Source organism: Bradyrhizobium mercantei (assembly GCF_001982635.1).
Lineage (GTDB): Bacteria > Pseudomonadota > Alphaproteobacteria > Rhizobiales > Xanthobacteraceae > Bradyrhizobium > Bradyrhizobium mercantei.
In genome coordinates this window covers 197,076-220,372 of the sequence record NZ_MKFI01000011.1, presented here as the reverse complement: position 1 = coordinate 220,372, position 23,297 = coordinate 197,076, and the positions used below count along the sequence as shown (strand labels likewise).

General features: G+C 66.2%; 18 protein-coding genes and 1 pseudogene. 10 read left to right on the top strand and 9 right to left on the bottom strand.

The window, feature by feature from the left end:
- Window positions 1-84: 84 nt before the first annotated feature.
- Window positions 85-989: pseudogene (locus BI327_RS38165) on the top strand (DDE-type integrase/transposase/recombinase).
- A gap of 76 nt (window positions 990-1,065) precedes the next feature.
- Here BI327_RS38165 and BI327_RS38160 read toward each other — a convergent pair.
- Together BI327_RS38160 and trhA are read right to left on the bottom strand one after the other, a co-directional pair.
- On the bottom strand, window positions 1,066-1,860 hold the full coding sequence (locus BI327_RS38160; RefSeq protein ID WP_076866725.1) for an SDR family oxidoreductase: 795 nt from the start codon (window positions 1,858-1,860) through the stop codon (window positions 1,066-1,068).
- Between the two features lie 247 nt (window positions 1,861-2,107).
- Window positions 2,108-2,803, bottom strand: coding sequence for a PAQR family membrane homeostasis protein TrhA (gene trhA / locus BI327_RS38155; protein WP_076866724.1), 696 nt, complete (start codon window positions 2,801-2,803; stop codon window positions 2,108-2,110).
- A 199-nt stretch (window positions 2,804-3,002) separates the two neighbouring features.
- Here trhA and BI327_RS38150 point away from each other — a divergent pair, with 199 nt between their 5' ends.
- Together BI327_RS38150 and BI327_RS38145 are read left to right on the top strand one after the other, a co-directional pair.
- Window positions 3,003-4,466, top strand: a complete 1,464-nt coding sequence (locus BI327_RS38150) for a YcjX family GTP-binding protein (protein WP_076866723.1) — start codon at window positions 3,003-3,005, stop codon at window positions 4,464-4,466.
- The gene (locus BI327_RS38145; RefSeq protein WP_076866721.1) at window positions 4,463-5,494 is read left to right on the top strand and encodes a YcjF family protein; all 1,032 of its coding nucleotides are present in this window, start codon (window positions 4,463-4,465) and stop codon (window positions 5,492-5,494) included. Before BI327_RS38150 ends, BI327_RS38145 begins: the two co-directional genes overlap by 4 nt.
- A 271-nt stretch (window positions 5,495-5,765) precedes the next feature.
- Here BI327_RS38145 and BI327_RS38140 read toward each other — a convergent pair whose 3' ends face one another.
- Complete coding sequence (locus BI327_RS38140) at window positions 5,766-7,301, bottom strand: glycosyltransferase family 39 protein (RefSeq protein WP_076866761.1); 1,536 nt, start codon at window positions 7,299-7,301, stop codon at window positions 5,766-5,768.
- Between the two features lie 208 nt (window positions 7,302-7,509).
- On the opposite strand from BI327_RS38140, the gene BI327_RS38135 reads away from it, so the two are divergent.
- The 5 genes from BI327_RS38135 to BI327_RS38115 all read left to right on the top strand — a co-directional run bounded on the left by BI327_RS38135 (window position 7,510) and on the right by BI327_RS38115 (window position 11,864).
- Complete coding sequence (locus tag BI327_RS38135) at window positions 7,510-9,255, top strand: adenylate/guanylate cyclase domain-containing protein (RefSeq protein ID WP_394329911.1); 1,746 nt, start codon at window positions 7,510-7,512, stop codon at window positions 9,253-9,255.
- Between the two features lie 161 nt (window positions 9,256-9,416).
- Window positions 9,417-9,644, top strand: a complete 228-nt coding sequence (locus BI327_RS38130; RefSeq protein WP_076866719.1) for a hypothetical protein — start codon at window positions 9,417-9,419, stop codon at window positions 9,642-9,644.
- A 211-nt stretch (window positions 9,645-9,855) separates the two neighbouring features.
- Window positions 9,856-11,055, top strand: a complete 1,200-nt coding sequence (gene sorA, locus BI327_RS38125) for a SorA family sulfite dehydrogenase catalytic subunit (RefSeq protein WP_076866757.1) — start codon at window positions 9,856-9,858, stop codon at window positions 11,053-11,055.
- Between the two features lie 11 nt (window positions 11,056-11,066).
- A complete protein-coding gene (gene sorB / locus BI327_RS38120) occupies window positions 11,067-11,378 on the top strand; it encodes a SorB family sulfite dehydrogenase c-type cytochrome subunit (protein ID WP_076866717.1) in 312 nt (103 codons plus the stop codon).
- 285 nt (window positions 11,379-11,663) lie between these two features.
- Window positions 11,664-11,864: a cold-shock protein gene (locus BI327_RS38115; RefSeq protein WP_029080322.1), complete on the top strand. Its 201-nt coding sequence runs from the start codon at window positions 11,664-11,666 to the stop codon at window positions 11,862-11,864.
- A 203-nt stretch (window positions 11,865-12,067) separates the two neighbouring features.
- Here the strand turns inward: BI327_RS38115 and BI327_RS38110 are convergent, their stop codons facing one another.
- The 3 genes from BI327_RS38110 to BI327_RS38100 form a co-directional block, all read right to left on the bottom strand.
- The gene (locus tag BI327_RS38110) at window positions 12,068-14,146 is read right to left on the bottom strand and encodes a tetratricopeptide repeat protein (RefSeq protein WP_076866715.1); all 2,079 of its coding nucleotides are present in this window, start codon (window positions 14,144-14,146) and stop codon (window positions 12,068-12,070) included.
- A 185-nt stretch (window positions 14,147-14,331) separates the two neighbouring features.
- Entirely contained in the window at window positions 14,332-14,955 is a 624-nt protein-coding gene (locus BI327_RS38105; protein WP_076866713.1) for a hypothetical protein, read from the bottom strand.
- 120 nt (window positions 14,956-15,075) lie between these two features.
- Complete coding sequence (locus BI327_RS38100) at window positions 15,076-15,540, bottom strand: Lrp/AsnC ligand binding domain-containing protein (RefSeq protein WP_018273295.1); 465 nt, start codon at window positions 15,538-15,540, stop codon at window positions 15,076-15,078.
- 118 nt (window positions 15,541-15,658) lie between these two features.
- On the opposite strand from BI327_RS38100, the gene putA reads away from it, so the two are divergent.
- On the top strand, window positions 15,659-18,664 hold the full coding sequence (gene putA / locus BI327_RS38095; RefSeq protein WP_076866712.1) for a bifunctional proline dehydrogenase/L-glutamate gamma-semialdehyde dehydrogenase PutA: 3,006 nt from the start codon (window positions 15,659-15,661) through the stop codon (window positions 18,662-18,664).
- 209 nt (window positions 18,665-18,873) lie between these two features.
- Window positions 18,874-20,079 carry a CaiB/BaiF CoA transferase family protein gene (locus BI327_RS38090; RefSeq protein ID WP_076866710.1) on the top strand — a complete coding sequence of 402 codons (1,206 nt, stop codon included), beginning with the start codon at window positions 18,874-18,876 and terminating at the stop codon, window positions 20,077-20,079.
- Window positions 20,080-20,104: 25 nt separating this feature from the next.
- On the opposite strand, the gene BI327_RS42850 is transcribed toward BI327_RS38090, so the two are convergent.
- The 3 genes from BI327_RS42850 to BI327_RS38080 all read right to left on the bottom strand — a co-directional run bounded on the left by BI327_RS42850 (window position 20,105) and on the right by BI327_RS38080 (window position 23,110).
- Entirely contained in the window at window positions 20,105-20,269 is a 165-nt protein-coding gene (locus BI327_RS42850) for a hypothetical protein (protein WP_167386929.1), read from the bottom strand.
- A gap of 93 nt (window positions 20,270-20,362) precedes the next feature.
- A complete protein-coding gene (locus tag BI327_RS38085) occupies window positions 20,363-21,910 on the bottom strand; it encodes a hypothetical protein (RefSeq protein WP_076866708.1) in 1,548 nt (515 codons plus the stop codon).
- Between the two features lie 102 nt (window positions 21,911-22,012).
- The gene (locus BI327_RS38080; RefSeq protein WP_076866706.1) at window positions 22,013-23,110 is read right to left on the bottom strand and encodes a hypothetical protein; all 1,098 of its coding nucleotides are present in this window, start codon (window positions 23,108-23,110) and stop codon (window positions 22,013-22,015) included.
- Between the last annotated feature and the right edge of the window lie 187 nt (window positions 23,111-23,297).

The following is a 23,297-nucleotide window of genomic DNA, read 5'->3' as shown; positions in this document are numbered from 1 at the left end:
CCCGCTGTTCAGACCGGGGAGATGGTGGACGGGTGTTCGGAGACATCGTGGACACTTTCGACAGCAAAATATGGAGGCTGTCGGATGCCGTTCCGCGAGGTGTCCCGGATGGACGAGCGATTGGAGTTTGTGATGCTGGCTTCGGTCGAAGGAGCCAACGTTCGGCAGCTGTGCCGCCGGTTCGGCGTCAGTCCGACGACCGGCTACAAGTGGCTGGAGCGTTGGCAGCTTGACGGGATGGTTGGACTGCAGGAGCGATCGCGTCGGCCGCAGAACTCACCTGCGCGCAGCACCGCGGGTACGGAGGCGGCCGTGCTCTCGGTCCGTGCCGCTCATCCGGCCTGGGGCGGTCGCAAGATTGCCAGGCGGCTGAAGGATCTTGGACAGCAGGTTGTTCCTGCACCCTCGACGGTCACGGCAATCTTGAAGCGGCATGGCGTGGAACTGGGTACGTTCGGCGGCGGCCAGTCCGCCTTCATCCGGTTTGAGCGGGCGCAGCCGAACGAGTTGTGGCAGATGGACTTCAAGGGACACGTGGCCCTGCGCACCGGCCGGCTTCACCCACTGACCGTGCTCGACGATCATTCACGCTTTGCGGTGGTGCTTGCGGCTTGCGCCGACGAGCGGACCGCGACGGTCAGAGCGCATCTCGTCGCGGCCTTCCGCCGCTACGGCCTGCCCGAGAGGCTGATTACCGACAACGGTCGCGCGTTTATGTCGAGGCCATTGCGCCCTTCGAATACGCTCCGACCGACATTGTTCGCCGTGTCCAGGAGGGTGGCCACGTCAGCTTCCTTGGCCGCGCCGTCAGGCTGCCGAAGGCCTTCCGCGGCAAGGCGGTCGCGTTCCGCCCAACTGTACAGGATGGCGTATTCGACGCCGTGTTCAGAACCCAGATGATAGCAACTATCGACATCCGGCCCCTCGCCCGCGGAGCTGAAAGTGTCCACGATGTCTCCGAACACCCGTCCACCATCTCCCCGGTCTGAACACCCGCAAGGGGGGAGGGAGCCTGACCAGGTGCTCACCTCACACGGCGACGGCTTGCGCGACACGCGCCGCGCGTCACTTCCCGTGGCTCTCGCGCATCTTGGCCTGGATCTTGGCCATGCCACCGATCCAGCGGTCGTAGTTCTCGGTCTTCTTGCGCATGTAGCCGAGCACCTGCGGGTGCGGCAGGATCAGGAAGGTCTCCTGCTCGATGCCCTTCAGCGCGTCCTGCGCGACCTGCTCCGCCGTGAGATCGCCGTCGCCGGATTGCGGGCCCTTCGGGATCGAGCGCAGCATGTTGGTGTCGACACCCTGCGGGCAGAGGATCGAGACCTTGATGTTGTCGGCGCGATGCGAGATCGCGAGGTTTTCCGCAAAGCCGACCGCGGCGTGCTTGGTGGTCGAGTAAGCGGGACTGCCGACCTGGGACAACAGGCCCGCGGCCGAGATCGTGTTGAGAAAGTAGCCCTCGCCGCGCGCCTTCATGCGCGGCACCAGATGCCGCGCGGCATAGACATGCGCCATCACATGGATCGCCCAGCTCCGTGACCACGGCTCGTCCGAGGTGCCGCCGGCGTTTTTCGACAGCGGGTCGAAGCCGCCGCCGATGCCGGCATTGGAGCAGAACAGCGCGATCGGGCCGAACATGCGTTCGGTCTCCTCGATCACGTGTAGGATGTTCTTCTCCTGCCCGACATCGCATTTGAAGGCAGCGCCGCCGACCGCGGCCGCGACCTTCTCGGCCGCCGCGTGATCGAGGTCGACGACCACGACCTTGGATGCGCCGGCGGCGTGAAACGCCTCGCACAGCGCCTTGCCGATGCCATTGCCACCGCCGGTGACCACCACGACCTTACCTGCCACCTGCATGGCTATCCTCCCGATATCTTTGCTTGCACTGTCGCTTTGCCCACCCTCTCCTATGCGTCCCGTCATCCTGAGGTGCGAGCCACGCGGCGCAATTGCGCCGCGGGGCGAGCCTCGAAGGATGCACGGCCCGGCTGGTGGCCGTCGACCCTTCGAGACGCGCGTACCGCGCTCCTCAGGGTGACGGGACAAAGCGGAACGGGCGTATCACCAAACATGATAGCCTATCCAACGCCCTTGGCGAGAAACTTCAGCTCGCAAGCACGACGTCGAACACCGCCGTATAGTGGCAGGCGGCGCCGAGCAGCACGAAGCAGTGCCAGATCGCGTTCTGGAAGCGCAGCCGCCGCCAGGAGTGGAAGATCACCCCCAGGCTGTAGAGGATGCCGCCCGCCAGCACGAAGCCGAGCGCCATCGTCGGCAGCGCTTTCACGACGCGGTCGTAGAGCATGATGCCGCTCCAGCCCATCGCGAGATAAAGCCCGACCGAGAGCCGGTCGAAGCGGCCAGGGTAGCGCAGCTTGAGCCAGATGCCCACGATTGCCACGCACCACACGCTGACCAAGAGCGCGATCGCGAAATAGCTGTCCTTCAGTTCCACGATGAACGGCGTGTAGGTTGCGGCGATCAACAAATAGATCGCGGAGTGATCGAAGCGCCGCAGGATCCATTTGGCGCGCGACACCGGCCAGAGATTATAGGTCGCCGACAGCGTCAGCATCGCGAGCAGACCGGCGACATAGACCGACACCACGGCGACGTCGAACGGGCCGGCATAGACCGCAGTCAGCACGATCAGCGCGGTGGCGGCAACCAGCCCGAAAGCGACGCCGACGAGATGAACGACGCCATCGGCGATCAGCTCGGCACGGTCGTAGTTCCACAACGCGGCACCGGCCGCGTGGATCGAGGTCGAGGCGAGTTGCTTCAGGCGGAAGACCGTCATGCAGGCTTTCCTGTGTACCGACAGACTATGGGTAGCGCGGGTGACGTGACGCGTTCAATCCCCCTGCATCCCCTTGGCAATCCCCTCGCCTGCAAAGGCGCCGGAAATGTGAAGCTTGATTTTGGCCCGATAATCGCCACCTTGCGGGTGCTCGCCCGCCGCTTTTGGTCCCTCCTGCCGGGTTTATCGTTAACCCTCCATGCCCCCCAGCCTCTCTGATATCGTCGAGGAAGCGCGTCTCTCGGCGCGGGCGCTGCTCGACTATGGCGAGGGTTTCTTCAACCCGACGGTGCGGCTCGGCGTCACCGGCCTGTCGCGCGCCGGCAAGACGGTGTTCATCACCGCGCTGGTGCACGGCCTGACCCGCGGCGGCCGCTTTCCGGTGTTCGAGCCCTATGCCTCGGGACGGATCGCGCGCGCCTATCTCGCCCCGCAACCCGACGATGCGGTGCCGCGCTTCGCCTATGAGAGCCATGTCCGGACATTGGTCGAGGAACGGCGCTGGCCGAGTTCGACCACCGACATCTCCGAGCTTCGCCTCGTGATCGAGTATCAGCGGCAAAATGGCGCGGACCGGACGCTGACCCTCGATATCGTCGACTATCCCGGCGAGTGGCTGCTCGACCTGCCGCTGCTCAACAAGAGCTACGAGCAATGGTCGGCGGAGAGCCTTGCGCTGTCGCGCGAGCCGCTGCGCGCAAAACTCGCGGCGCCCTGGCACGCCCATCTCGCAACGCTGAAGCCCGAGGCCAAGGAGGACGAACAGGCCGCACTCACCGAGGCAAGACTGTTCACGGACTATCTGCGCGCCTGCCGCGACGAGCGCTTCGCGATGAGCCTGCTGCCGCCCGGCCGCTTCCTGATGCCGGGCAATCTCGCCGACACGCCGGCGCTGACCTTCGCGCCGCTCGATGTGCCGATCGACGGCAGCGCGCCGGATCACTCGCTATGGGCGATGATGCGGCGGCGCTTTGAAGCCTACAAGGATGTCGTGGTGCGGCCGTTCTTCCGCGATCATTTCGCGCGGCTCGACCGCCAGATCGTGCTGGCCGATGCGCTCGCCGCATTCAACGCCGGCCCCGAGGCGCTGCACGATCTCGAGGCCGCGCTCGCCGGCATTCTCGACTGCTTCCGGATCGGTCGCAGCACGATCCTGAGCGCGTTGTTCCGGCCGCGCATCGACCGCATCCTGTTCGCGGCAACCAAGGCCGACCATCTGCATCACCAGAGCCACGACCGCCTCGAGGCCGTGCTGAGGCGCATCGTGGCCAAGGCCGCCGAGCGCGCCGAATATGCCGGCGCCGACATCGATGTCGTGGCGCTCGCCGCGGTGCGCGCCACCCGCGAGGCCCAGGTTCAGCGCGGCCGCGACAAGCTGCCGTCGATCCTCGGCACGCCGGCATCGGGCGAGGTCGCCAATGGCGAGATTCTGGACGGCGAGACGGAGGTTGCGACCTTTCCGGGCGACCTACCCGACAATCCGGAGGACCTGTTCAACGGCGGATTCCGCGGCCTCTCGAGCTCCGGTGCCGAGGCCGCCGACTATCGCTTCCTGCGCTTCCGCCCGCCGAAGCTGGAACGAAACGGCGATGCGGAGCCGGCCTTGCCTCACATCCGCCTTGACCGCGCCCTCCAGTTCCTGATCGGAGACAAACTGCAATGAACGAGAAGACGCCCCCGCGGCGGCCGGCGACGTTCAAGCTCGACGATCCCGGCGTGGTCCTGATGGATCCGGACGACAGCGGCCGCCTCAGCCGCGGCGCGATCCAGATCGTGCCCGAGGCCGAGCCCGCGCAACTCCCTGTGCCGGTCGATGCGCCGCTGCTGCCGGCGCGCCGCGGCTTCCGCTGGGGCACGCTGTTCTGGAGCGCGGTCGCGGGCCTCGTCGTGCTCGGCACCGGGCTTGGTGTGCTCAACCTGGTCGAGGATCTGTTCGCACGCAATGAAGGCCTCGGCTTCCTCGGGCTTGCGCTCGCCATCGTCGCGGCGGTGGCGCTCGCCGTCGTCACCATGCGCGAGCTGGTCGGGCTGACGCGGCTCGCAACCATCGAGAAACTGCATCTGCGCGCCGCCGAGGTGCTGATCAGCGACGACCGCGCCGCCAGTCGCGCCGTCGTCGCCGACCTGCTCAAGCTCGCGCACCAGACCCCGCAGCTCGCCCGCGCCCGCAGCGCGTTGCAGAGCCACACCGATGATATCATTGACGGCGCCGACATGATCCGCCTCGCCGAGCGTGAACTGATGACACCGCTCGACGAGGAGGCGCGGCGGCTGGTGTCTTCGGCCGCGCAGCGCGTCTCCGTCGTCACCGCGGTCAGCCCGCGCGCGCTGTTCGACGTGCTGTTCGTGTTCGTGGCCTCATTGCGCATGATCCGCCAACTGGCGCGGCTCTATGGCGGGCGGCCCGGCGCGCTCGGCATGATCCGCCTGCTGCGTCACGTCATCGCGCATCTGGCGATCACCGGCGGCATGGCCGCGAGCGACAGCCTGATCCAGCAGATGCTCGGCCACGGCATCGCGGCAAAACTCTCGCAGCGGCTCGGCGAAGGCATGCTCAACGGCCTCTTGACCGCCCGCCTCGGCCTCGCCGCGATCGACGTCACCCGCCCGCTTCCCTTCAACGCTTTGCCGCGCCCGGCCCTGACCGATCTGGCGAAAGACCTGATCCGCAAGCGCGAGGAAGAGCAATAGCGGCACTGGGGCGGCAAAGACACGTTTGCACCGCGCCCACCATCCACGTCGTGCTCGCGACCAACAAAGCTGTCGTCCCTGCGAAAGCAGGGACCCATACGCCGCAGCGGATATTGTGAACGGGGCTCGCCGTTACGGAGATGCAAGATAACCAGCATCGGTGGTTATGGGTCCCTGCTTTCGCAGGGACGACATCGAGTATGTTATGCGAGTGGGGGAGCCATCTGAGGGGTGTCCATCCACGCGCACCTTGTTCGCGGAGAGAAACCCCTCATCCGGCGCGCGAATGCGCGCCACCTTCTCCCACAAGGGGAGAAGGAAGACGCATCGCCAGCACGCGCCAGCGGAAGAAGGTGGTGTCCGGCGGCGGCGACAGGTCGGGGGTCCAGCCTGAGATCTTCTCCAGCGAATAGGTGTCCATCACCATGCCGCGCCAGCTGCGCATCACGCGCTCGAGCGGCTGACGCACCGCTGATGTCTCGCTCCACAGCGGCAGATTGTTCTCGGGCTCGCGCCCGACATAGACGCCGACGTGATCGCGGATCATGTTCATGCCGGGATCGGCAAAGCCCTGGAAGCGGCCGCGCTCGTTGACCTCGATGACAGGCACCTTCCCGCGCAGCAACCAGCGCAGCATTGCATAGGTGCGGTAATCCGTGGTCGCGACCCAGCTCGCGCCGGTCGCCTCAACCTGCGCCAGCGTGCGCGCGGCCACCACATCGTAGCCCGCTTCGGTGCCGATCGGATCGGTCCGGCCGATCAGATTCCACGGCGCAAACATGTAGTAGAGGAAGACGCAGACGACAAAGACGATGCCCGTGGAAATCGCCCGCCGCGCCCAGAAAACGGTCGACTTGACCAGGGCAACCGACCAGCCCTCGAACGGCATCCGTGTCACGTTGATGGCAACCGCGGCAAAGCCGGCCGGCCACAGGAACATCGGCCAGGTGTCGCCGACCCGCAAGGTCAGCGACTTCCAGAGGAAATAGGCGAACGGCACCAGCACCGCGGTCGCCAGCAGGATCGCGACCGGCTCACGCTTGCGATAGCCGCGCCATGCGGTCAGCGCCGTGCCGAACAGCGTTACCGGCAGCAGCACGAAGCCGACCAGGCCGAACTGCATGCCGATGAACTCGCCGACGGTCCGCAGCGTGAAGGCGCGCTCAGCGGTCGCGCGCACCGCCTGGAAGCGGAACGAGGCCCAGTCGTGCTCCACGTTCCAGATCAAGACCGGCGAGAACACCACGATCGCGATCAGCGCAGCGAGGTAGGGATACGGGCTGCGCAACCAGCGCCAGCGCCAGTCCGGCACCAGCGCGAAGGCGAGCACCGCCGGCGCGAACATGATCGCGGTGAATTTCGACAGCAGCGACAGCCCGGCGAACAGCCCGGCGGCAAGCCACCAGCGCCCGTCATTGCTTTGCGCGAGCCGCACCAGCGACCACAGCATCGCCACCGAAAACGGGATCAGCGCCGTATCCGGCGCGACCTTGGCCATCAGCAGCCCGTAATACAGCGCCGCCTCCGGCAGCAGCAGCGCCAGCATCACGGCGCGGACATTGTTCGATGTGACGCGGCGGACGATGTCGGCGAGCAGGAGCTGGGTCGCCAGCATCGCCACGATGCCACCGAGCCGGACGCCGAGATTGGTGTCGCCGAGAACAGCCGTACCGAAGCGGATGAACCAGGCCACCATCGGCGGATGGTCGAGGAAGGACAGCACGTTTTCCTTCGACCAGGTCCAGTAATAGGCCTCGTCGGTGCGCAGATCGAGCGCATGGGCATAGACCAGCCGCATCGCGGTCATGGCCACGATCACGGCGACGACGCCGCGCCAATCCGGCGCCCGCGAACGGGCCGGCTTGACGCGGATGTTATCGGAAGGGGCTATCGTCACGGCGCGCTTTTTGTTCGACTCTTAACGGAGTGTCAACGTGCCGCACGGCCAGTTATCACGGCGTGTCCGGACCCGTGGTGGTGTTCAGCGCGGGAATTAACCACTAGACTTGCCGATCATGAATCACATGGCCTCCCCCTCGCGCGAGCACCTGCAGGACATGGCCCGCGGCGTCGGCCTGCGGCAGGTCCGGCTGGTCACCGGGACGATCATGTTCGCCTACCTGATCAGCCATTTCGTCAACCACGCGCTCGGCAATATCTCGACCGAGGCGCTGGCGATCGGGGTACACTACCACTCCGAGTTCTGGCAGTTCCTCCCGGTCGCGATCGTGTTCTACGGCGCTTGCCTGGTGCATACCGGGCTCGGTATCTGGGCGCTGTATCAGCGCCGCGAGTTCCACTGGAAGGCGGTCGAGCCGGTGCAGCTTGCGCTCGGCCTCAGCGTCCCGATGCTGATCGTCGCGCATGTCGTGGGCGTACGGCTCGGCCAGAGCCTGTACGGGCACGAAAAGCTCTACCCGCAGGAGCTCTACACCTTCTTCATCGCGGCGCCGAACCGGCTGTGGACCATGCTGGCGGTGCTGGTGATCGCCTGGGTGCATGGCTGCATCGGTCTGTATTTCTGGCTGCGGCTGCGCTCGTTCTTCCAGCGCGCCGCCCCGTTCCTGCTCGCGACAGCCGTGCTGATCCCGACGCTGGCCATCCTCGGCATCTATCAGGCCGGCCGCGCCACGATCGCCGACTATCAGGATGCCGACTGGCGCCACGAGGAGCTGTCGGTGCAGAAGCTCGGCACCGCCGCGCAGGGGGCCACGCTCGAGAAGATCACCGATGACCTGACGATCAGCTATCTCGGCCTGCTCGGCCTCGTGCTGCTCGCGCGCGGCGCGCGCGCCCTGCTCGAGCGCCGCGGCGGCATGATCGCGCTGTCCTACGGCAACGGCCGGACGCTCAGGGTACCGAAGGGACTGAGCGTGCTGGAAGCGAGCCTGCGCTACAACGTGCCGCATGCGAGCGTCTGCGGCGGCCGGGCACGCTGCTCGACCTGCCGCATCCGCATCATCGGCGATCACGCCGCGCTGCCCGAGCCGTCACCGCGCGAGGCCTTCGTGCTGCACCGGGTCGGCACCGACGATCCGTCGATCCGGCTGGCCTGCCAGTTGCGTCCGACCTCCGACCTGAACTTCTTCCAGCTGTTCCTGCCGAGCACGATGTCGGCGAACGCGCACGCCACCCACCCGACGCGGGTCGGCCAGGAGCGCTATCTCGTCAGCATGTTCGTCGACATGCGCGGCTCGACGCAACTCGCCGAGAAGCGGCTGCCGTTCGACACCGTGTTCATCGTCAACCGCTTCCTCGGCGCGGTGTCGCAGGCGGTGCTGGAAGCCGGCGGGCGGCCCAACCAGTTCATCGGCGACGGCATGCTGGCGCTGTTCGGGCTCTCGACCGACCGGCACGAGGCCTGCCGACAGGCGCTGCGCGCGGCAGCGCAGATCGCGGCCAATATCGACGAGCTGAACCAGTTTCTGAGCCACGATCTGCGCGAGCCGATCCGCTTCGGCATCGGCATCCATGGCGGCGAGGTGATCGTCGGCGATATCGGCTATCGCGACCACATGGTGTTCACCGCGCTCGGCGACGCCGTCAACGTGGCGGCAAGGCTGCAGGACATGACGAAAGCGCTGGCCTGCGAAGCGATCATCTCCGACGAGGTGCGCGTCACCGCTGATCTGGCCGACGATGCCCTGCCGGCTCAGGAGGTCGCGATCCGCGGCCGCAACGAGCCGATGACCGTGCGTACGATTGAGGCGACGCGGGTGCTGTCCGCGCTGGTCGACGACCGGCGTGCCGTGGCGGCCTGACCGGTTCATCCCCCCTTCATCGAATGTGACCTGCCGCACATCCACGGGTGCGTCCAGCAGAGATGCTCGAACGTGCCCCCTGCCGGATGCGACTGACTGGCGATGGGTAACACTGCAACCGCGCCGCGACAGAGCTCAACGCGCATCTGAAGGAGACGACCATGCTTCGCAAAGTCACGCTTGCTCTCGCTACTGCCGCTACCCTCGGTGCCGCCGCGCTGGCGCCCACCGCAGCCTCCGCCAAGCCGTTCTTCTGGCATCCGTACCACCATCACTTCTGGGGTGGCCCGGGCATCTCCGTCGGCTTCGTCGACTCCGGCTGCTACGTCACCCGCCTGGTGCTGACGCCCTACGGCTATCGCTATCGCACCGTGAACGTCTGCTACTGATCGAACCTGCTGCCTGGAATCGAAATGCCCCGGTCGCCTGATGCGGCCGGGGCTTTTCGTTGTTGCGACGCACCGCGGCGAAAGCTCAATTGACTTGGAGTTGTCAGGTGCGACATTTGTCACCGCGCGCAGTCCATGATGCGAAGGCGCGCAAGGCAATCCGAGCCTGGTGATGACCAGCTCGGGACAGAACAGCTTCGGAGGAAGCGGAATGCTCGATCGACGAGACTTGATGAAGCGCGCCGGGTTGGCCGCTTTGGTGACGGGGCTGGGATCCAGAGGCGCGTTCGCCCTCGACACCGTGACACTGCCCTTCGGCAATGGCGAACGGCCGCTGGTGCGCTACCCGCAGAAGCGCCCGATGATCGGCCTGACCAGCCGGCCGCCGCAGCTGGAAACGCCGTTCGCGATCTTCAACGACGGCCCGCTGACGCCGAACAATGCGTTCTTCGTCCGCTATCACCTCGCCGGCATCCCTTACGACCTCGATCCGGACAAGTTCACGCTCGAGATCAAGGGCAAGGTCGACAAGCCGCTGAAACTGTCGCTGAAGGACATCAGGAAGCTGAAGGCCACCGAGCTCGTCGCCGTCAACCAGTGCTCCGGCAACAGCCGCGGCTTCTTCAATCCGCGCGTCGCCGGCGGCCAGCTCGGCAACGGCGCGATGGGCTGCGCGCGCTGGCACGGCGTGGCGCTGAAGACCGTGCTCGATATGGCCGGCGTGCAGGCCGGCGCCAAGCAGGTCACCTTCAACGGCATGGATGGACCTGTCATGGAGACGACGCCCGACTTCGTGAAGGCGCTCGACATCGACCACGCGCGCGACGGCGAGGTGATGCTGGCCTGGGGCATGAACGGCGAGGATTTGCCGTTCCTCAACGGCTTCCCGCTCCGCCTCGTGGTGCCCGGCTATTACGGCACCTATTGGGTCAAGCACCTCAACGAGATCACGGTGATCGACAGCGTGTTCGAGGGCTTCTGGATGAAATCCGCCTACCGGATTCCGGATACGCCGAACAACGCGGTCGAGCCCGGCACCGCACCGAAGGCAACGATCCCGATCAACCGCTTCACGGTGCGCTCGTTCATCACCAGCGTCGCCGACGGCGCCAAGCTGAAGGCCGGCCGCATTACGCTGCGCGGCATCGCCTTCGACGGCGGCAAGGGCATCAAGGAGGTCGTGGTCTCGACCGACGGCGGCAAGAGCTGGACGCCGGCCAAGCTCGGCAAGGACCTCGGCAAATACGCATTCCGCGAATGGAAGCTGAAGGTCGCGCTTCCCCCCGGACCCGCGGAGCTGAAGGTGCGCGCCACCAACAATGCCGGCGACACCCAGCCGATGGATCCGTTGTGGAATCCGGCCGGCTACCTGCGCAACGTCGTCGAAACAGTGCGCGTCACCGCGGCGTGAGGAGAAGCATCATGACCAGCAAGTTGCTTGCCTCCCTCGTCGCGATCGCCATGCTCACGATCGGCGCCGCGATCGCCGCACCGGTCAACTACACGCTTCCCGAGGAAACCGCGGCGTTCAAGCCCGGGCCCAACCTCGACGTGGTGCAGAGCAACTGCACCGGCTGCCACTCGGCGGACTACATCAAGACCCAGCCGCAGGGCGAGAAGTTCAAGAAGGACTTCTGGCAGGCCGAGGTGACCAAGATGATCAAGGTCTACGGTGCGCCGATCGACCAGGCCGACGTCGGCAAGATCGTCGACTACCTCTCCGCGACCTATTGAAACGCGGCCGGTCCATTCCCCGCGCGCCGGCGGAAAAGGCCGCGCGCGGGGCCACCGACCCGATTGGGTTCGACGGAACCAATCTTGTTTTGCAGCGCATTAATTGACCACGAAACAGGCAATCCGACGCCAAATCCCCACAAAGCGGGTTGTTTCCGGCCAAAATCACACCGTCGTTTGATCTACCCAGCTTTTTTCAAACTGCTATCCTGTGTGGCACGGACAAGCCGGTTTGTGCGGGGACCGGCTGGTCTGTTTTCGATTGATTCCGCGGAGACGACTGGAATGCCCAAAGGTACAGTGAAGTGGTTCAACCCGACCAAGGGTTACGGATTCATCCAGCCCGCAACGGGCGGCAAAGACATTTTCGTGCATATTTCGGCGGTTCAGAAGGCTGGTCTTCAGAGCCTGAACGAAGGCCAGACCGTTGAATACGAAGAGATCGCAAATCGCGGCAAGACGTCAGCCGAGAACTTGAAGGTCTAGCGCACCAGCGCCAGATCCGGCGGCGCACTCTCGGACGTCATCCGGGAGTGGGGGCCGATCCACACACCAGACCACGTGACGTTCGGCGGAGCGGGCACGACGCCCGCGCGCCACGCCGTTGAGCTTTTTTCCGGCCGCCATTGCCAGCGCGCGCCGAGGTTAGCCTTTGCTCCGGGAAGACGCGCGGCCGCCGAGTTGTCGCGTCACAGACAGGTGCCGCCCTGGCCGGTGCCGCACGGCACCCGCTTCGACAGCTCCTGGACCTTGCGCTTCGACTCGGCCTGCGCCAGCACGTCGAACACGCTCGACGGTGCGAGCTGCGTGGCCTTACGAAAATCCTCGGTCGCCTTGTCGGCATGGTTGAGCGCCTCATGCGCCTTGGCGCGGGCGAACACCCCCTCCACCGTCTCCTTCTGCGCAATCGCCCGGTCGAGATCGTCGACCGCCTTGTCGTAGTTGCGCAGCGCCGACCAGGTGATGCCGCGCAGCGTCAGCGCCGGCAGATAATCCGGCCGCGCAGCGAGCACGAAATTGAGATCCTTCATCGCGTCGTCAGGCTTCTTCAGCCCGAGATAGGCCCGTGCACGCAGCACACGCGGGAAGGCATCGTTGGGCGCCCGCGTAACGATCTGGTCGAACGCAGCGATGGCGCGGTCGAACTGCGAGGAGGTCAGCATCGCGAGCCCGCGGCCGAGCTGGGCGGTCGGATTGTTCGGGCTGCGCTCCAGCACGCCGTCGATATCGACCAGCCCTTCATCGCTACGGCCCTTGAGCATCAGCGCCAGTCCACGCCACGATTTGGCGACCAGATTGGTCGGCACCAGCGCCAGCGCCTGATCGAAATCCAACAGCGCCTTGTCGAGCTGGTTTAATCCGACATAGGCGAGCCCGCGTTCGGTGTAGGCCAACGCTTCCTTGGCATTGAGCGAGATCGAATGGTCGTAGTCGGCGAGTGCATCCTGCACCTTGCCGGTGCCGGCCTTGACGAGACCGCGCGCCAGATAGGCCAGCGCGTTGTTCGGATCGAGCGTGATGGCGCGGCCGGCGTCAGTCATGGCCTCGTCGAACTGCCGCATGCCGGCGGCATTGAGAGCGCGGAAGGCCAGCAGTTGCGGATCGTCCGGCTTGAGCTTGAGTAGCTCACTGAGATCGTTGCGCGCCTCCGCCATCCGGCCGAGCCGTGAATAGGCCAGCGCGCGCAGCCGTAGCGCAGCCTCGTTGCGGGGATCGCTGCTCAGCACCTGGCTGAGATTGGCGACGGCGCCCGCGTAATTGCCCTGCGCAACGAACTGCCTGGCCTGCTCGACCTGCTGATTACCCGCGGCCGGTGTCGGCGCGGCTGGCCGAGCCGGCGCTGCGCCCGGAGCTGGTGTCGCCGGTGATGGTGACGCGGCCGCACCCGACCTGGCCAGCTCGGCCTGCATCGCGAGCGCCTGCTGGCGCTGCTGCTGGATCTCCTTGTTGTCGGGAAGAACCTTCAGCAGCCGGTCGAAGTCGCCGATGGCTCTGACGTAGTCGCCTTTGGCGCTGTAGAGCTGGGCACGGGCGAAATAGGCGTTGCGCTCGGTCTGCGGCGCCTGCGCGATCGCGCGCGAGAAATCCTCGATCGCGTGATCCATGTCGCCCTTGCGGCGATAGGCCTGGCCGCGCCAGTAGAACGCATTCGGCGTGCTGGCGTTGACCGCAATCGCGGTGTTGGCGTCGGCCAGCGCCGCATCGGGTTGTCCGGATTCGACATAGGCCCGGGCGCGTCCGACATGGGCGGCGGGAAGATCCTGCCGCAGCGTGATCGCCTGGCCGTAGTCCGAAATCGCGTCGGCCCAGGCGTGCTGGTCGGCGCGCAGATTGCCGCGCGCCAGGAAGCCGAACGGATTTTTCGGCTCGAGCTCGATCGCACGATCGAAATCGGCGCGCGCCTGATCCAGGCCGCCCTTGCGCTGCTGCACATAGCCGCGTGCGATCAGCGCCGGCACGAATTGCGCGTTCAGCTGCACCGCCGCATCGGCATCACCAAGGGCCTGATCGATCTTGTTGCGGGCGATGTAGTATCGCGAGCGGCCGGTGAACGCCTTGGTCCGATCCTCCGTGGAGCGTGCGCTATCGTTGATGATGCCCGAACACGCCGCCTCGGCCTTCTCGGTCGGCGGCCCGCCGCAATCCTCGACATCGCCCGCGCGGGCCGTAGCGGCGAGCATGGGCCACAGCAGCAGCGCAAGCGCCGGCAACAGCGGGAAACGAGCGCCGCTGATCGCGGCATCGATGCAGGTCGAACGTGAACGCATATCGTAGCCTCGGGTTGGCCGAATGCTGCCGTGCTAACGCGTCACTTCGTTCTTAAGGTGATGGGCGCTCGACGTATTTTTTGGAACCGTCGAGCCCGGTTCCAGTGTCGAATGACACAGGTCGCCATCCCTGCGATCAATGGATGGAACACCGCGGCACGCGCACGGCGGAATCCTTCAGCCGTTCAATCTTCCGTCACCCATTTGGCGACGGTCATGACATCAGGCGGTTGCAGATAGCCGCGGGGCCAGAGATCGACGGCCCATTCCACCTTGGTCGCGCGTTCGACCAGAACGGCGGTGTTGTGCGGCGTTTGCGCGAACGAAAATCCGCGGTAGTGGGGATCCCCGACGTCATGGAACTTGAACAGGTTCCACGCCTGCATCACCAGCATCAAACTGGTCGTATTTCGCGTCGTGTCCCAGCAATCATAATTGTGCTTGTCGTCGTTGGCGCGGAAGTCCGCTTTCGCGACGCGCTTGTCGGTGCCGAGGATCGGCCCCATCCGGCGGTCGAACCAGATCACGGCCTTTTGCACGGCGGCGCGTTCGGCGGCGGCGTTGGCGCGGCCCGTCGCCATGATCCTGGCCAGCGCCGCCCGGTCGGCCGCGTTGAAGTCGAGCATCTCGCGGCGCCGGCAGACGAAGCCGTAGCACACGGTCATCGTCGAGGCCGACGGCGGATAAATCGAGACCGACGTATAGAGTTGCATGATGCCGGAGCTGAGCTCGGCCGCGCGGGCCGGCGCCCCTGACGGCAGCACGAGCATGAGCACGGCAAGCGCGCCGGCAAGTCCGGCCCGTTTCATTCGTATCGGCTGATCGGCGTCTGTCATGAACCCCTGCCCCAACTCGGCCAAAGGATTAACTCGGGTGCACAGCGATGCCAATACATCCGGCGCATGGCTGTGGATCAGATCGGGATGAAATCAGCCGACCGGCAACGGCGCATCGCGCTTGACTTCCTCCATCACCGCGTAGGTTCGCGTCTCGCGCACGCCCGGCAGCGCCAGCAGGGTCTCGCCGAGAAACCGGCGATAGGCAGTCATGTTGGCGACCCGCGCCTTGACCAGATAGTCGAAGCCGCCGGCCACCATGTGACACTCCAGCACTTCGGGCGCGGTCTGCACCGCCCTGGCAAACTTCTCGAACACGTCGGGCGTGGTCTTGTCGAGCAGCACCTCGACAAACACCAAGAGACCGAGCCCGAGCCGGTGCGGGTTGAGCCGCGCGCCGTAGCCCTCGACGAAGCCGTCGCGCTGCAGCCGCTTCAGACGCTCGCCGACCGAGGTCGGCGACAGGCCGATCCGCTCGGCCAGCTCCACATTGGCAATCCGGCCATCCCCTTGCAGGATCGAGAGGATTTTGCGGTCTGTCTTGTCTATCTCTGTCATATCTGCGGCAATATATGAATTGATCCTAATTTTCTAAGGCAAATCTGCTAATTTGTCTATCGAACTACGGTCCACGGGCGCGTAGGTGTTCCCGTGCAACCCTCGAGGAACCGCCGCCATGCCCGACCCGCTCCCGCCCCCGTTCAGCGCGCCCTACGCACCCGACGACGCCACCATCGCAGGCCGGCTGCGGCAGGACGCAAGCCTCGGCGCGGAGGCGGAGGCTCGGATCGACCGCTCCGCGACGCGCCTGATCGAGGCGATCCGGGCCAACGACGATCCGCTCGGCGGGGTCGAGGACATGCTGCGGGAGTTCGCGCTGTCGACCAAGGAGGGGCTGGCGCTGATGGTGCTGGCAGAGGCGCTGCTGCGGGTGCCCGATGCGCGCACCGCCGACCAGTTCATCGAGGACAAGCTCGGCCAAGGCGACTTCGTCAACCACGAGACCCGATCGAGCGCGTTCCTGGTCAACGCCTCGGCTTGGGCGCTCGGCATGTCGGCGCGCGTGATCCAGCCCGGCGAGACGCCGCAGGGTACGATCGGCCGGCTGACGAAGCGGCTCGGTGCACCGGCGGTGCGCGCCGCGACGCGGCAGGCAATGCGGCTGATGGGCAGCCATTTCGTGCTCGGCGAGACCATCGAGGCGGCATTGTCGCGCGCGCAATCGCACACGGCGCGCGGCTCGCGCTATTCCTTCGACATGCTCGGCGAAGGCGCGCGCACCGCCGACGACGCCCACCGCTATTTCGAATCCTACGCCCGCGCGATCGATGCAATCGGCAAGGCGGCCGGCGATCAGCCCCTGCCCGACCGGCCTGGCATCTCGGTGAAACTCTCCGCGCTGCATCCGCGCTTCGAGGCGGTCAGCCACGCGCGGGTGATGAGCGAGTTGGTGCCGCAGCTGATCGATCTCGCGCGCCGCGCCAAGGCGTACGATCTCAACTTCACCGTGGATGCCGAGGAAGCCGACCGGCTGGAGCTGTCGCTCGACGTCATCGCCGCTGCCTTCGCCGACCCGTCGCTCGCCGGCTGGAGCGGCTTCGGGTTGGCGATCCAGGCCTATCAGAAGCGCGCCGCTGACGTGATCGACTATGTCGATGCACTGACGCGCGCGCTCGACCGCAAAATGATGGTGCGGCTGGTCAAGGGCGCCTATTGGGACACCGAGATCAAGCGCGCGCAGGAGCGCGGGCTCGACGGCTATCCGGTGCTCACCTGCAAGGCGATGACCGATTTGAACTACGTCGCCTGCGCGCGAAAGCTGTTGGCGCTGCGGCCGCGGCTGTTTCCGCAATTCGCCACCCACAACGCGCTGACGGTCGCGACCATCCTCGAACTGTCAGACGATCCCAATAGCTTCGAATTCCAGCGGCTGCACGGCATGGGCGAGGCACTCTACGCGCAGCTCGGCGATGACCGGCCGGAGATCGCCCACCGCACCTATGCGCCGGTCGGCAGCCACCGCGACCTGCTCGCCTATCTGGTGCGGCGCCTGCTCGAGAACGGCGCCAACTCGTCCTTCGTGGCGCTGGCGGCGGACAATCGCGTCTCCATCACCGACCTGCTGCGCCGCCCGGCCGAGATCATCGAGGGCGACGACAAGGCTTCGCATTCCGCGATTCCGTTGCCGGCCGATCTCTATCGCCCGCAGCGCGCGAACTCGCACGGCATCGAATTCGGTGAACGCAAGGCGCTGGGCGCGCTGACCTCGGCAATCGCAACCGAGCGCAAGGCAGCACCTGGCACGGTTGCGACCTCGACAACCGAGCAGGCGAATGCTGCCGTCGCCGCGGCGCGGCGCGGCTTCAAGGCCTGGAACGCCACGCCGGCCGCACGACGCGCAGCCATCCTCGACAAGGCCGCCGACCTGCTCGAGCAGCGCCGCGCGCACTTCCTCGCGCTGCTGCAAAGCGAGGGCGGCAAGACGCTCGACGACGCGCTCTCCGAGGTGCGCGAGGCGATCGACTTCTGCCGCTACTATGCGGCGCTCGGCCGAACACTGTTCGACAAAGGCGAGACGATGCCGGGCCCGACCGGCGAGAGCAACGTGCTGGAGCTGCATGGCCGCGGCGCGTTCGTCGCGATCTCGCCGTGGAATTTCCCGCTTGCGATCTTCCTCGGCCAGGTAACGGCGGCGCTGATGGCAGGCAATGCGGTGATCGCCAAGCCGGCCGAGCAGACGCCGCGCATCGCGGCCGAGGCCGTCGTCTTGCTGCATCAGGCCGGCGTACCCCAGACGGCGCTGCATCTGGTCCAGGGCGACGGCGCGATCGGGGCCGCGCTGGTCGGCCATTCCGCCATCGCCGGCGTGGTCTTCACGGGATCCACCGAGGTGGCGCGATCGATCAACCGCACGCTCGCGGCCAAGGATGGCCCGATCGTGCCGCTGATCGCCGAGACCGGCGGCATCAATGCCATGATCGTCGACGCCACCGCGCTGCCCGAACAGGTCGCCGACGATGTCGTGACCTCGGCGTTCCGCTCCGCCGGCCAGCGCTGCTCGGCGCTGCGGCTGCTGTTCGTACAGGACGACGTCGCCGATCGCATGATCGAGATGATCGCGGGCGCCGCGCGCGAATTGAAGATCGGCGATCCCTCAGACGTATCGACGCAGATCGGACCGGTGATCGATGCCGAGGCCAAGCAGCGGCTCGATGCGCATATCGCGCGGATGAAAAAGGAAGCGCGGGTGCATCTCGCCGGCGCTGCGCCATCAGGCAATTTCGTCGCGCCGCATATCTTCGAACTCTCAGCGGCCAGCCAGCTCACCGAAGAGGTGTTCGGCCCGATCCTGCATGTCGTGCGCTACCGCGCCGAGCGGCTCGGCGACGTGCTGGCCGCGATCGAAGCCACCGGCTTCGGGCTGACGCTCGGGATCCATTCGCGGATCGACGACACCATCGAACACGTGATCGACCGCCTCCAGGTCGGCAACATCTATGTCAACCGCAACATGATCGGCGCGGTGGTCGGCGTGCAGCCGTTCGGCGGCAGCGGCCTCTCCGGCACCGGCCCCAAGGCCGGCGGCCCGCACTACCTGACGCGCTTCGCCGGCGAGCAGACGATCACGATCAACACCGCCGCCGCGGGCGGCAATGCCGCGCTGATGGCGGGGGTGGAGTAGCGCGCCCGGTCATTGCGAGCGAAGCAATCCATACCTCCGCCTGCCGAAGCGTGGATTGCTTCGTCGCTTCGCTCCTCGCAATGACGCCCCAACAAGCCGTTGCATCGCGCCCCCGAGATGGGTCAAATGGCGATCCGATCGGGATCATCGCTTGCGATAATTCCAGCTACCGGAAAAACACCAACAAGCGCCACGGGAGCGACGGCACGATGGAAAAAGGCATTTTTGACGGGCTCAAGGTCCTGGACTGCGCGAGCTTCATCGCGGCGCCCGCAGCCGCCACCGTGCTGTCCGATTTCGGCGCCGACGTCATCAAGATCGAGCCGCCCGGTGCCGGCGACCCCTACCGCAATCTGCCCAATCTGCCCGGCTATCCCGCCAGCGAGCACAATTTCGCGTGGATGCTGGAGGCCCGCAACAAGAAGAGCCTGGCGCTCGACCTCACCAAGCCCGACGCGCGCGATGTGCTCTACAAGCTGGTCGCTGAAGCCGACGTCTTCATCACCAACATGCCGCCGCAGGTTCGCCAGAAGCTCGGCATCACCCACGATCATCTCGCCCATCTCAACGACCGGCTGATCTACGCCTCCTTCACCGGCTATGGCGAGAAGGGCGAAGAGGCCAACAAGCCCGGCTTCGACTCCAATGCGTATTGGGCCCGCTCCGGCCTGATGGATCTGGTGCGTGCCGACGAGGACACCACGCCGGCCCGCTCGGTCGCCGGCATGGGCGACCACCCCTGCGCGATGGCGTTCTACGGCGCCATCGTCACCGCGCTGTTCCAGCGCGAGAAGACCGGCAAGGGCTCGCACGTCTCGACCAATCTGATGGCCAACGGCGTCTGGGCCAACGGCGTGCTGGCGCAGGCCAAGCTCGCCGGCGCCAAGTTCAAGAAGCGCAAGCCGCGCGAAGAGGCGCTGAACGCGGTCACCAACCACTACAAGTGCAAGGACGGCCGCTGGCTGATCCTGTCGCTGCTCAATGAAGACCGGCAGTGGCCGACCCTGGCGCGCTGCATGGGCCGCGAGGACCTGATCGCCGATCCGCGCTTCGCGACAAAGCCTGACCGCCATGCGCGTTCGGTCGAGCTGATCAAGATCTTCGACGAGGTGTTCGCCGGCAAGGATCTCGCCGAATGGCGCAAGATCCTCGACGGCAATGGCCTCGTGTTCGGCGTCGTCGGCATCCTCGACGACATCCCGAACGACAAGCAGATGATCGAGAACGAGGTGCTGGTGCGCTTCGAGAACGACACCATGCTGACCGTCAACAGCCCGATCTTCATCGACGGCGCAAAGAAGGTGCAGCCGCGTAAGCCACCCGAGGTCGGCGAGCATTCCGACGAGATCCTGCGCCAGGCCGGCTACGACGAGGCCACGATCCAGAAGCTGCGCGCGTCTGGCGCGGTGGCGTAGCGGATCGACTTCGTCGAGCGTCGCTTCAGCGCGTCATCCAGGCCCAGACGATGGCCACCACGATGATGCCGATGATGACCGTGAGCCCGATCGCCCAGCTGCTGACGCGGACGGCGCTCACCGCCTGACGCTCGGCCTCGTTGGCCGCGATCTCGCGGTTGCGCTGCTTGTTGTCCTCGGAAGCACTCATCGGGCCGGTCTCCGGTCAAGAGCTGTCAGGTCCTGGGCAGCGTGTAGTGTAGCATCGAATAATGACGCCCGGCCGCGTCGGTTCCCGAGAACGTTATCGCCCCTTCACGAAGCACATGCCCATGCGGGAGGTCTTCCCGGCGACCTGGCAGGCAAGCCCCTCGGCGCAGCTCCAGCCGCGGAAACTGCGGTCGGTCTCGGCCGGTTTGGCGCCCGGCAGGTAGCAATGCGCGCCCCAGCCGTCGCTATATTCGGTGCCGGCAAGCTCGGTGCTGCCGCGCAGTTGCGGCCGGTTGGAGAAGCCGCGTGAAAAGTCCGGCGCCCTGCCGTCGCGGAAGCTTGTCAGGATATCGCGGCGACGCGGCTGGTCGCCGAAGAAATGCGGCGAGGCCGGCACCACGGTCGAGTTCGAGGGCCTTGCCGCCATCCAGTCGACCCCGGGAAAATGGAAGCCGCCGATGCCGCGGGTCTGGTGGCAGCCGGCGCAGGTGACGTCGTTCAGGCGGTGCTCGAAGCCGGCCAGCGACTGGATGTTCGTGAGCTTCGTTCCGTCGGCCGCAGCCTTCTGCAAGGCACCGACGACATCGCCCTCCGAGAACACCGCATCGCCGGACGTCACCTCGCCCTGCACCATGCCGAACTCGGGCTCGAGGTCGCTGACGTCAAACCCGGTCGGAGTCGGCGCGACCGCCGAGGTTGCGAGGAAACGATCCGGGACCAGCAAGGTACCGCGATCGAGCTCGGCAAAATGCCCGGGATCCAGCAGCCACGCCTTGAAGTCGCGCTTCAGTCCCTCGTCCGCCAGAATGCGGTCGCGATCAATCTGGTTCTCCAGCGGCGCCTCAGTGAAGCGCTTCGCGGCGCCGTCATAGTCGAACACTTTCAAGAGATAGTCGGTGCGGAAGTCGCGCACCGCGGATTTCGGCGCGTGCGCGATCTGCAGATTGGTCTCGATGCGATCGATATTGCGGGCATCGATCAAATCCAGCGGCCCGTCCTTGCCGAACAATTTCTCCATTGTCGGCGGCGCACTGCCGGCAGCGAGCCAGCGCCGCGCGATCTCACGGCAGGCGAGCGATGCGTCATTGCCGTCGCCCTTCGCCTTCAGCACGAGGTTCAATGTCATCGGCAGCCGCTGCGACACCGCGTTCTCGCCGATCGGCGGCACATCGGTGCGGGTCAGCCGGTAGATCAACCGGATCTCGCCACAGTCTTTCGGCGCCACATAGGCGCGGTCCATGCGGTTGACGATGCCTGCCAGCACGAAGCGGACATCCGGGGATTCGAACAGCGCGCGATCGAACAGCTGGAACGCGAAGCCGTCGCCGACCCCGATGCTCTCGTTCGGCAGGCTCGCTTGATGCTTGGCGATATAGCGATCGAATTCACGGCCGAGCGCCTCGCGCACCGGCACCATCGCGGCAAGGGCGAACAGCTCGCGGTTGGACAGCGGCCTGTCGGCGGCGCGTTCCGGCGCCAGCATCCGGCCGAGGCCAAAGCGGCCGTGATCGAGCTCGCGCAGGGTCGCCGGATCGATCACTGCCGCGCCGCGCTCGAGCGCGCGATCCTCGGCGGCACGCGCAGGCCCGGCGCCGCAGAGCAGAGCGGACATCACGAGGAGGTATTTCAGCGCGCGGCTCATGCCCCCACTAACACCGCGCGGCAAATCCTATTCAAGAAAAAAGGCGCTTCACATCGTGGTGAAGCGCCTTGGTATCGTCGCCTTTCAGTCAGAACCGAAGTTCTAGCGCGAAACGATCAGGCCCTTGCTGGTGACCACCACCCAGCGGCCATCCTGCTTGCGGATGGCGTCGACGCGGCCGAGGCCGGGGATGGGATCGCCGGCATAAACCTCGTAGATGCCGCCGCGGCCCTCGATCAGGGCGCCGCCATTGCCGACGTCGCGCAGCGCCCAGCCGTCGACCACAGGCAGGCGGCCGACCTCGGGCCGGGGAGCCGCGGGTGCTGCCGCGGCCGTCGCCGGGGTGACCGAGCCGGTGACCTCGCGGGCCGGCGTCGCAGCGGCGACGGTGGTCTGCGGGGCACGGAGCTTGTCGACCGTCTCGCTGAGCTTGTTGAGCCTGGCCAACGGCTCGGCCTGCGCCTTCTCGACCTTCTCGATCCGGTCACTGGCCTTGCTGAACTGGGCCTGGCCGGTCTTGGCGGTCTGCTCGACGCTGGCCTTCAGCGCGGCGATCTCGGATTCGATCCGGGCGAGCGCGGCGTCGGCCGCCTCCTTCGCAGCCGCGTCCTTGGCAGCCACATCCCTGACGGAAGCAGCGGCGGGGGCGGCGAGATGGCCAAGCCCTGCGGTCGCGAGCGCGCCGCCGATGGCTCCCGCCACGGTCGCCAGCGCAATCACCGCGGCCATTGCCCCAAACCGGCGCGTGCCGGCCGGCTTGGCTGCGGCCTTGGCGGCCTGCTCGGCGCCCGGCTTGGAGGCGGTCGCCTCATGGTCCCAGGTGCGCTCACCGGGCGCCATGATCATCAGCTTGCCCGGGAAACGCGGCTCTTCACGCTTGCCGGTCTCGACCTCAGGCACTTCCATGTTGGTCGGGTCGATCTTGCCGTCAATCTTCGCGTCGATCTTGGCCTCGATCACAGGATCGAGCCGGGACGGCTCAACCTTGGGGGCTTCAACCTTCGGCGCGTCCATCCTCGATGCGTCAATTCTTGGCGCGTCCATCCTTGGCGCGTCGGCCTTTGGGGACGTCTCTTCCTGCTCGGGCGCGAGCCGGGGAGCCTCGACACCGGTCACGGCCATCACGGGCTCGCTCTTCGCCGCCGTTTGGGCGCCGGTTTGACCGCTGACCGGCTCGCTCTGCTGCTCACTCACGTTCAAAGTCTCCACACTGGGTTGACAATTCGGTAACTTTTATTGCTTGCGAAATGGTTACCCGGCCCCGCCATTACCTAAATTTTAGGGAGTTTTCCGGGCCGGATTTGGGCGATGCGGCGCTGCGGCAATCTGCGTCAGCTCCGTTTGCGCGCGACGCTTTCCCGATTAACATACCGCCATCTTCCAGCCA